Source organism: Acidobacteriota bacterium, assembly GCA_034211275.1.
Taxonomy (GTDB): Bacteria; Acidobacteriota; Thermoanaerobaculia; order Multivoradales; family JAHZIX01; genus JAGQSE01.
Genome location: JAXHTF010000234.1, coordinates 1 through 9,724 on the forward strand (window position 1 = coordinate 1; position 9,724 = coordinate 9,724).

The window sequence follows — 9,724 nt, forward strand, 5'->3', positions numbered from 1 at the left end:
ATTTCCCAGTCCCCCGGCCAGCATGATCGGCTTGTGATAACCACGCACTTCCTCACCCTGCGGCCCGGGCACCCGCTCTTCATAAGTCCGGAAATAGCCACACAGGTTGGGTCGGCCGAATAGCGGAACCGGGAAATGGGCTGAGTTGTTTCAAGGTGGTCTCCTTGTGCACGCGGCGGCGGAGCACCGCTCGCGGTGCCGAGACCCACTCGGTGGCCCAAGTCTCGGCGGTGGAAGAAATACGATCCCTCTTCTGGTTTTTACGAAAGCTTTGCCGAAAGGTTTGAAGACTCAATCCGCCGGTGCCACCAAGGCATCGCCGCTGCCGGTGTCGATGACGATGCGAGGCTGGCCGGAGCCGCGGCGGGCACCCACCACCTTGCGGTCTGAGCGGGTGAGGTCGGCGTCGTCGTAACGCACCACCAGCTCACCGCTGCCGCTGTCCAGCGCCACGTCGAAGGAAGCATCGGCGCCGGCGAGAATGCGCACGTCGCCGCTGCCGGTGTCCAGATCCAGCCGGCGGGCCTGGGCGAGGGAGGACTCCACCACGATGTCGCCGCTGCCGGTATCTGCCAGCATCTCCTCGATCTCCACCCCGATGACCCGGATCTCGCCGGAGCCGGTGTCCAGCTCCAGTCGCCCGGCGGAGCCGTCCGCCAGATAGACATCGCCGCTGCCGGTGTCCACCACCAAGCGGCCGGAAGCCACCTTGCGCACGCGTACATCACCGCTGCCGGTATCCAGACGGCCGTTGCCGATGAGCTCGGCGACCTCGATATCGCCGCTGCCGGTGTCGATGTTGGACTCCCCCCGCACCGTGCCCAGAGTGACGTCGCCGCTGCCGGTGTCCACCAACAGCTGACCGGCGAACTCTTCCAGGTTCACCGCGCCGCTGCCGGTGTCTAGGGTCCAATCGCCGCCGAGGGTTCCTTGGCCGTCGATCAACCCCACGGAATTCTCCAACCGGAAGACCACTCCCAAGGGCACCTGGATGCGCAGATTGGCGTAGAGGGTGGGGACGGAGCCACCCTTGTTGGCGGTGGACAATTTGACCCGGCGCCCGGCGTAGACGGTGGTGGTTTTGATCAGTCCCCAGTGGCCGGCGCCCCAATCGTGGGCGTTGTAGTGCAGACGACTATGCTCCTTCACCGGGTAGGTGAGCACCCACTCCGGCTCGCCGTCACTGCCGGTGTGCTCTTCCCAGGCCATATTCTCCAGCAGCTCCTGGGTCTTCGCCGCGCTACCGCCGTTGGCGTGGACGGTGGCCTCGATGACCACGTCCCGACCGTCGGCGGCCACCAGCTCGACCCGACCCGCCAGGTTGGCCAAACGCACCGGCTCGCCGTCCTCGATGACGATGGTGTGGGTGAAGGAACGGCTCTCCGTCTCCACCTCCGCCGCCACCGGCGGAGCGCAGGCCTGGAGCAGCAGCAGGGAAAGGGGTAGCAGGGCAAGAGCGAGGATCCGTAGCCGGGCTCGGAAGCTTCCGGAGCGGCTTCCGGAGCCGAGCGTCTGAGTGGTGAGGTGCATGGTATCGAAATCCTCCTACGGTCTTGGTGTCCGCGAAGTTGGGTTCTCTGCGGAGATTTGGATTCTCTGCGGAAATTTGGACTCTCTGCGGAAATTCTCTGCGGAAATAGAGTCTCTGCAAATTTGGGCGATCAGCTCTCGCTTACGAGAAAATCCAGAAGAACCTGCTCTGGACGTCTCGGGGGCATTCGGCGGGCACTACGGCCCGCGCTCTGGAATTGTTTCGCCGGGACCCGGTACACTGCCATCGCTTGCGGTCCGGAAACTCGTCGGTTCGTCGTTCCACCGTTCCTGCGGGGCCGCTCACCACGGAGGTACCATGACTCGTTCTATTGTCGCCCATTCCCCCCGCTATTTCCTGCTCGCCCTGGTGAGCGCCGTCCTCCTGCTACCCGCAACGCTGCACGGGCAGGAGGCCGCCCCGAAGGCCCAAGGGGCCAGCGCCACCGCGCCGCCGGCCTTCGCCGAGCTCCTCGGCCTGGACGTCAAGCCGCGCTCCGCCGACGACTTCGTCTGGAGCCCCGACGGCCAGCTCCTGGCCTACACCTGGGACGACGGCAAGGGCCAGCAGCTGAGGATCCTCAGCGTCGGCGACGGCACGACGGTCACCATTGCAGGTACCGAGGAGCTACCCAAGCCGGAGAGCTTCGATGCGGCGGTGTGGGCTCCCGGCAGCCAGCGCCTGCTCCTGCTGGGCAACGGCGACCTTTACCTCTACGACGTCGCCAGCGGCGTCCTCAGCCGCATCACCGAGACCGAAGCGGAGGAGGAAGATCCCAAGTTCTCTCCCACCGACGGCAACCAGGTGGCCTTCGTCCGCGATGCCGACCTGCACCTGCTCAACCTCGCCGACGGCAGCGAGCGTGCCCTCACCTCCGACGGCAAGGCCAACGAGATCCTCAACGGCAAGACCGATTGGGTGTATTGGGAAGAGCTTTGGGGCCGGGATTCCACCGGCTATTGGTGGAGCCCCGACGGCAAGGCCCTCGCTTACTACCGCTTCGAAGAGGAGGGCGTGGGCATCTACCCCCTGGTCGACTTCAGCGGCCCCTATCCTCAGCTCAATCCCCAGCGCTACCCCAAAGCCGGCACCACCAATCCCAAGGTGCGGGTGGGCGTGCTACCCCTGGCGGCGGGCTCCAGCACCACCTGGCTCGACACCGGCGACACCACCACGTGGTATCTGCCGCGAGTGCATTGGAAGCTCGACGGAGGCCTCGCCGTGGAGCGTTTGAACCGCGACCAGAATCGCCTGGAGCTCCTCGACTGCAGCCCCACCGGCGGCCAGTGCGAGGCCTTGATCACCGAGGAAGAGGAAACCTGGGTGCGAGTGGGGGATGAGACCCGCTTCCTCGCTAACGGCGACATTCTGTGGGCCTCCGACCGCTCCGGCTGGCGCCACCTCTACCTCTACGACGGCGAAGGCAACCTGAAGCGCCAGCTGACCTCCGGTGAAGGCCACGTGACCTCCGTGGATGCCGTCGACGAAGCCTCCGGCTCGATCATCGCCACCCGCTACGGCCGTGGCGAGCTGGGAGCCAAGGACCGCCAGGTGGTGCGCATCGGCCTCGGCGCCCAGGGCACCGAGATCCTCGCCAGTGCCGCCGGCCAGCACAGCGCCACGGTGGCTCCCCAAGGCGGCCATTGGGTGCATCGCTGGACCGACGCCGACAACCCGCCCCGCCACGCCGTGCGCAACGCCGCCGGCGAGGTGGCCGCACCGCTGCCCTACCAGGTGGGCTTCGATCCCGAAACCCTGCCCAAATGGCAATTCTTCACCATCCCCGGCCCGGAAGGCAGCAGCCTCCCCGCTGCCCGCCTGCTGCCGGCAGGCTTCTCCGAGACCACCCAATATCCGGTGATCATGTACCACTACGGCGGCCCCGACTCCCAGGTGGTGAGCAATAGCTGGGACAGCCGCCGCCGCGGCCTGTGGCACAAATGGATGGCCGCCCGCGGCTACGTGGTGCTGATGGTGGACAACCGCATGTCCACCTTCTTCGGCAAGAAGGGCGCCGACCTCGTGCACCGCCGCTTCGGTCCCAACAACCTGGAGGCCCAGCTGGCGGCGGTGGAATACCTGCGCTCCCAGCCCTGGGTGGACGGCGAGCGCATCGGCCTGTGGGGCTGGTCCGGCGGCGGCAGCAACACCCTCTACGCCCTGCTCAACAGCCCCGGCACCTGGGCCGCCGGCGTCTCCGGCGCGCCGGTGACCAGCTGGTATTTCTACGACACCATCTGGACCGAGCGCTACCTCGACCATCCCGACGACAACCCCGAGGGCTACAAGAACTCCTCCCCCCTCACCTACGCCGCCAACCTCAAGGACCCCCTCTTTATCGTCCACGGCACCGCCGACGACAACGTCCATCCCCAGAACACCTTCGTCTTCACCAAGGCCCTCATCGATGCCGGCATCGACTTCGAGGAAGGCATCTACCCCGGCCAGAAGCACGGCTTCAAAGCCGCCGAGACGAACCACTTCTACCAGCGCATGGCGGCCTTCTTCGACCAGCATGTGAAGAAGAAGTAGGGGACGAATCAACACTTGGGTACCACCCTCGGCGCAAGCCTTGGAAGCGACCAACAAGTGGGTACCACCCATCGACCAACACTTGGGTCCCACCCTCGGCAAGTGCCCTGGGAGCGCTGGCTTCCAGCCGGCCGGGAGGGCGGGACCGCAAGAGCCCTGGGACCAACCAACAAGTGGGTACCACCTATCGGGCGCCCTCTCGGACCTGGGAAACCAACAAGTGGGTCCCTTCTCATAAGGTCCTTTTTCTCAATACCTTGGAGCGGTTCGACACCGAAGCAACAACTCCCCTTCGCATTGCCCGAGAGACCTTTGACCGGCCTCCTCGACAATGACAGCCGGCGAAGATCGTGATATAGAAAAGCATCGATTTATTCTCTCGAGTCCCCCCTTGGGAGGTTTGTGATGCTGCGTGCTGGTTCTCTCGTCCTCGTCGTCCTGCTGCTGACCGCCATCGCCCCTGCAGGGGCCACCGTCGTCTCGGTGACCACCGACGCCGACTCCCTGGCCATGGATGGTCAGTGCTCTTTGCGTGAAGCGGTCCTCGCCACCAACACCAACGCCGCGGTGGACGGCTGCCCGGCGGGTGGTGCGGGACCTGCCGTGATGGATGCCATCGTCGTTCCCGCCGGGACTTATTTGCTCTCTCTGGGACCAGCCGGCGACGACGCGGGATTGAGCGGAGATCTCGACCTCACCGACGACGTGGAGATCCGCGGCGCCGGAGCTCGGCTGACGATTCTCGATGCCGACCGTCTCGACCGGATCTTCGAGGTCGATCCTAACTTCGACGGCCGAAGTGTCCGGCTGGTCGATCTACAGCTGCGGGAAGGAGACTCCGGCGGTGGCAACGGCGGCGGCATTCGCAATGCCGGCACGCTCCATTTGGAGCGAGTCAGCCTCCTCGGCAGCTTCGCCACCGGTGCCGGCGGCGGCATTCGCAACGACGGATCCCTCACCGTTGTCGATTCCACCATCGCCAACAACACCACCGAGGATCATGGCGGGGGCATCGACAACCACGGCACTGCCTTTTTGACCAACGTCACCGTCAGCGGCAACACGGTCAACGGCGGCGGAGCCGGCGGTGGTCTCTACACCAACAGCGGTCAATCCATGACCGTGGTCAGCTCCACCGTCACCGGCAACAGCGCGGGCAGCGGGCCGGCGATTCGCAACAACGGCAGCATGACACTGACCAACGTGCTGGTGGACGGCGCCTGCGCCGGCAACGTCGTGGCCAGCGCTGGCGGCAACCTGGAAAGCCCCGGCGACACCTGCGGGCTGGCACTGACCAGCGACCAGACCAGCGTCGCCGACCCTCAGCTCGAGGCGCTGGGCGACTACGGCGGCCCCACGGACACCCTGCGGCCTCTGGCCACCAGCGCCGCCATCGACGCCGCCGTCGCAGCGGGCTGCCCTTCCGTCGACCAGCGCCTCGGCGCCCGACCCGCCGACGGCGACGGCAACGGCCAACGCCGCTGCGACGTGGGTTCCCACGAGCGCGCCGCCCCCCTGGGCTTCTTCCTCGATGGCTTCGAAAGCGGCGACTTCGGCGCCTGGACGCGAACCGGCCCCTGAACCAACAAGAACCAAAACCAACAAGTGGGTCCCCCCAACCGGCGAGCTCCGTTTCGGGCCCTCCGCAGATGTGGCAAGATCTTTCCCATGAGCACCCACGACGCGCCCCAGATCCTCGACCCCCGCAAAGACCTCGACCTCCAGCTCCCCGGCTGGGAGCTCTTCTGGGCCCGGCTGGAAGCAGAGGAAGAGAACGAAGAAGCGCGGAATGCCATGCACCGGAAGGTGGCTGAGGAAGCGCGGGAGCGCTGGAGCGGCGTCCCGGTGGCAAAGGATCCGGTGGTGGCGGCGGTGCGCAAGCGGTTTCGCGAGGCGGGCTGCGATCCCACCCGCTACCGGCCCTCGTCGGAAGCGCTGCTGCGGCGGCTGCTCAAGGACGAAGAGCTACCGCGGATCCACCCGCTGGTGGACGTCAACAACTTTCTCTCCGTCCGGCTCATGGTTCCCTGCTGCGTCCTCGCCGAGGGCAGCTTCACCCCGCCCCTGACCCTGCGGGCCGGCGCGGAGGACGAATCCATGGAATCCCTCCGCGGCCCCTTCTCCCTCGGCGGCAAGCCGCTGCTGGAAGACGCTGAAGGCCCCTTCGGCACCCCCATCACCGACGGCGTCCGGGTCAAGGTCCTGCGGTCGACCGCCGCGGTGTGGCTGGTGGCCTACTTGCCGGAGGACCTCCTGGTCCCGGAACAGGCCGCCGCCGAGCTCGACGCCATCCTGCGGCACGCGCCGCTGGCCCGCCGGACTCACTGAGCTCGGAGCTCTATCCGGCCATCCACCCCGCCTTCTACGCCGCCGCCCCCTCCCGCCCCTGGGCCTGCATCATGGCGAGGAACTCGGCCCGCGCCTTGGCCACCTCCGGATGGTCCGCCCCCAAGGAAGCCTCCAGAATCTCCAGGCTCTGCCGGTAGAGCTCCTCCGCTTCGGCATAGTTGCCGCTGTCTCGCTGGATATTTGCCAGCAGGTGGAGATCCCAGCCGACGTGGGGATGGTCCTCACCGGCGGTCTTGCGATCGATGGCCAGTGCCCTCTCCACGCTCGTTCTCGCGGGTGCGAAGCGCTCCTGCGCCCAATACAGCTGGCCGAGGTTCATCAGCACCATCGAGACGTTGGGGTGCTCCGGCCCATGAAATTGCTCGAAGATCTCCAGGGCTTGTTGGAACGGAGCCTCCGCTTCTTCCCACCGCTCCGTATTCAGGTAGATAGTGCCCAGGTTGTTGTAGCCAAATCCCAGGTTGTGACTCTTCTCGGCGAAACCGGAAGACCAGATCCGGATCACTTCCTGGAGCAAGCTCTCGGCTTCCTCAAAGCGCTTCTGGCGCCGATAGACGATGGCCAAAGCGTTCATCGCCCGGGCCACCTCGTGGTGCTGGGAGCCGTAGGTCTTGCGCAGGATCGGCAGGCTCCGCTGGAGATTGCCCTCGGCCTCGGCATAACGCCCCAGCTGGGTCAGCAGGACCCCCAAATCGTAGGAGACTTCTCCCAGGGCGAGCTCTTCGACCCCTTCCTTGACCTGGAGAATCTCTCGGGCTCTCAGCTGCTCCGTCAGGGCGTCCTCCAACCGCCCTTGGTGGCGGTAGATATCCGCCAAGCGGCGAATTCCCAGGACCACTCCCGGATCGTCCTTCGATAGCTCTTCCAGCCGCAGATCGAGGGATTGTCGGGCCAGGGACTCGGCCTCGTCGTAACGCGCCACAGTGACGTAGAGATAGGAGAGAGCGGAAAGTGTACGGGCCAGATCCAAGGGTCCGGTGGCCGGGTTGCTCTCGTGGATCCGCCGAGCTTCCAGAAGCGCCGCCTCCGCCTCTTCGTACCGGCCCACCACCCGCAACGGCGCCGCCAGCCGTACCGCCCCGTCCGCCACCTCCGGAGCCTCGGCAGGCAGGTGTTGTCGGCGAAGCGCCAGGCTGGAGTCCAAGAGCTCCAGGGACGGCTCGTAGAGCCCCAGGCCGAAGTACACCGAACCGATGGTGGCCATCAGCCGCGCCTGCACCAGGGGCTGCTCCCCCAGCTCGTCTCGGATGCGCTCGGCACCGGCGTCGAGAATCTCCCGGGCGGTGACGGTCTCGCCCTGGGCACGGCCGGGCTCCGAAACCTCGAACATATCCTCCAGGAAGGCCACCACTTCCTCCGCCTCCCGCCGTGCCGACAACGCCCGCTGCTCCGACTCCAAGGCGTGGTTGCGCTCCTCCGACAGCTTCCGGATGTGGAAGAACACCGCCAGCGCCACCACCAGCAACAGCGCCACCACTCCCCCGGCCACCAATCGCCCGCGCAGGCGCCGCCGCGGCTTGTCCCGGATCCAGCGCAACCGCTGCGCCACGTCCGCCGCCGAAGGCCGCGCTTCCGGCACCGTCGAGCGCATGCGCCGGATCAACTCCTCCAGGTCCGAGTCGAGGTCCGGGGGAGGATCCGGGGCCCCGTGGAGCACCCGCTCCATGAGCTCCTCCACCGACTTCACCCCCTGGTACGGGTGCCGCCCGGTGAGCAGCTCTTCCGTCAGCAGCCCCAGAGAATAGATATCCGCCGGCGCCGCCACCTGCCCACCACGGGCCTGCTCCGGGCTCATGTAGGCCACCGTTCCCAACACCGTCCCGTGCTGAGTCCGCAGGGCCTCCATGGCCCCGGTCAGCAGGCCCCGATCCAGGTCTCCGGAATCTCGCAACTCCTCGTCCCGCCGCAGGATCTCGGAACGGCGGGCAGCGGCCTCGTCGGTGGAGAACGCCAGGCCGAAATCCAGCACCTTCACCTCATGGTCGGAGGTGAGCATGACGTTGGAAGGCTTGAGGTCCCGGTGGATCACTCCCTGGCCGTGGGCTCGGGCCAGCACCTCCGCCAGCTGCTGGGCCACCCGCAGCTTCACCGCCGGCTCCAGCCCCGCCGCCATCGCCCGGCTGAGGGTCTGCCCCTCGATGAGCTCGAGCACCAGGAAATCCTGCCCCGGCCCTTCCAGGTAACCGTAAATCTGGCAGATGTTGGGATCGTGGAGCTGGGAGAGGAGCCGCGCTTCCCGCAACATCCGGGACCGCGACTGCTCGCTCATTCGGTCGCTGCGCAACGCCTTCAGGGCCACCCGGCGCCGGAGCTTCTCGTCGAAGCCGACATAGAGCTGCCCCATGCCGCCCTCCGCCAGGTGCTCGAGGACGCGGATGGAGCCGATGGTGGCCCCCACCAGGTCCGCCGGGTGATCGCCGATATTCGGCAGCTGCTCAATGGGCCGGGTCTCGATACCACCGCGGACGGGTATCCCCGACTCCGGCGTCGTCGGGCCAATGTATTCGGTAGGAGTATCCGCTAGCGGATCGTAGGTGCCGGAGGCTCCCTTGTCCCGGGATCTGGAGTCGCTCAAGGCGCCCCCCGCCGGCCGATCCCGAGCCGTCGTTCCCTACGACTCGGGGGCGAAGATCGAGGGGCACTGCCAGCACCCGCAGCGCTACCCGCGGCAGGGCTCCCCATCGGACCGTTGCTCCCTCTGTCCTGTTGCATTTAGAAGAGGATATGCCGAAGCGGTCTCCCAGGGAAGAATGTCCTTCATTGCAGCAACTGCTAGCACTTTGATCTGCTACCGGGCCAGCCTACGGACAACGGCACCGGGGCCCGCCAGCGGTCCTCGTGAAGCCATGGGTTCTAGGAGTCTGCTGTAGGCCTTTCTAGGGCTTGCGGTAGTCTGACGGGGCATCCCCGTTTACCCACGGATACGTCGTGCCGGCCGAGCGGGAAGGTTCCCTGAATCGGCCCGGCAAGAGCGAGACCGTACAAGCAGAAAGGATGACGACCATGGCCTGGATCAAGACGATTCCGTTCACCGAAGCCAGCGACGAGCTGCAAAAAGCACTGGAGAAGCAGCGGGAGCTCTACCCCGAAGAATACGATCGCCTGCCGAACGACGACGGCAGCTCGAGCATCGTGGCGTCCCACACCCTGATCCCCGACGCGCTCTTCCACGCCTTCGCCACCTTCGGCACGCTATCTCAATGTTGTGAGACTGTTGTTGGAGCGGGGAGCAGATGTCAATATTCAGCGTACTAAGGGGGCATTGTATTACAATGATGGGACTCGTAGGATAATGGATCCTCTTGACTCTGC

Annotated in this window: 6 protein-coding genes; 4 read left to right on the forward strand and 2 right to left on the reverse strand. The window is 66.2% G+C overall.

All coding sequences use genetic code 11. The features are described 5' to 3' along the window. Window positions 1–291: 291 nt before the first annotated feature. A complete protein-coding gene (locus SX243_23160; protein ID MDY7095884.1) occupies window positions 292–1,530 on the reverse strand; it encodes a DUF4097 family beta strand repeat-containing protein in 1,239 nt (412 codons plus the stop codon). Window positions 1,531–1,849: 319 nt separating this feature from the next. Here SX243_23160 and SX243_23165 point away from each other — a divergent pair, with 319 nt between their 5' ends. The 3 genes from SX243_23165 (at window position 1,850) to SX243_23175 (ending at window position 6,391) form a co-directional block, all read left to right on the forward strand. Then, complete coding sequence (locus SX243_23165; protein MDY7095885.1) at window positions 1,850–4,063, forward strand: S9 family peptidase; 2,214 nt, start codon at window positions 1,850–1,852, stop codon at window positions 4,061–4,063. Between the two features lie 405 nt (window positions 4,064–4,468). Further along, window positions 4,469–5,644 carry a choice-of-anchor Q domain-containing protein gene (locus tag SX243_23170; GenBank protein MDY7095886.1) on the forward strand — a complete coding sequence of 392 codons (1,176 nt, stop codon included), beginning with the start codon at window positions 4,469–4,471 and terminating at the stop codon, window positions 5,642–5,644. Between the two features lie 87 nt (window positions 5,645–5,731). Next, window positions 5,732–6,391: a phenylalanine--tRNA ligase beta subunit-related protein gene (locus SX243_23175; GenBank protein ID MDY7095887.1), complete on the forward strand. Its 660-nt coding sequence runs from the start codon at window positions 5,732–5,734 to the stop codon at window positions 6,389–6,391. 34 nt (window positions 6,392–6,425) lie between these two features. Here the strand turns inward: SX243_23175 and SX243_23180 are convergent, their stop codons facing one another. After that, a complete protein-coding gene (locus SX243_23180; protein MDY7095888.1) occupies window positions 6,426–8,987 on the reverse strand; it encodes a serine/threonine-protein kinase in 2,562 nt (853 codons plus the stop codon). Window positions 8,988–9,415: 428 nt separating this feature from the next. Here SX243_23180 and SX243_23185 point away from each other — a divergent pair, with 428 nt between their 5' ends. Then, a complete protein-coding gene (locus SX243_23185; GenBank protein MDY7095889.1) occupies window positions 9,416–9,667 on the forward strand; it encodes a hypothetical protein in 252 nt (83 codons plus the stop codon). Window positions 9,668–9,724 lie beyond the last annotated feature (57 nt).

Coding starts and splice junctions, on each gene's coding strand:
- SX243_23160 (MDY7095884.1), bottom strand. CDS start 1,530: ATGCACCTCACCACTCAGACGCTCGGCTCCGGAAGCCGCTCCGGAAGC.
- SX243_23165 (MDY7095885.1), top strand. CDS start 1,850: ATGACTCGTTCTATTGTCGCCCATTCCCCCCGCTATTTCCTGCTCGCC.
- SX243_23170 (MDY7095886.1), top strand. CDS start 4,469: ATGCTGCGTGCTGGTTCTCTCGTCCTCGTCGTCCTGCTGCTGACCGCC.
- SX243_23175 (MDY7095887.1), top strand. CDS start 5,732: ATGAGCACCCACGACGCGCCCCAGATCCTCGACCCCCGCAAAGACCTC.
- SX243_23185 (MDY7095889.1), top strand. CDS start 9,416: ATGGCCTGGATCAAGACGATTCCGTTCACCGAAGCCAGCGACGAGCTG.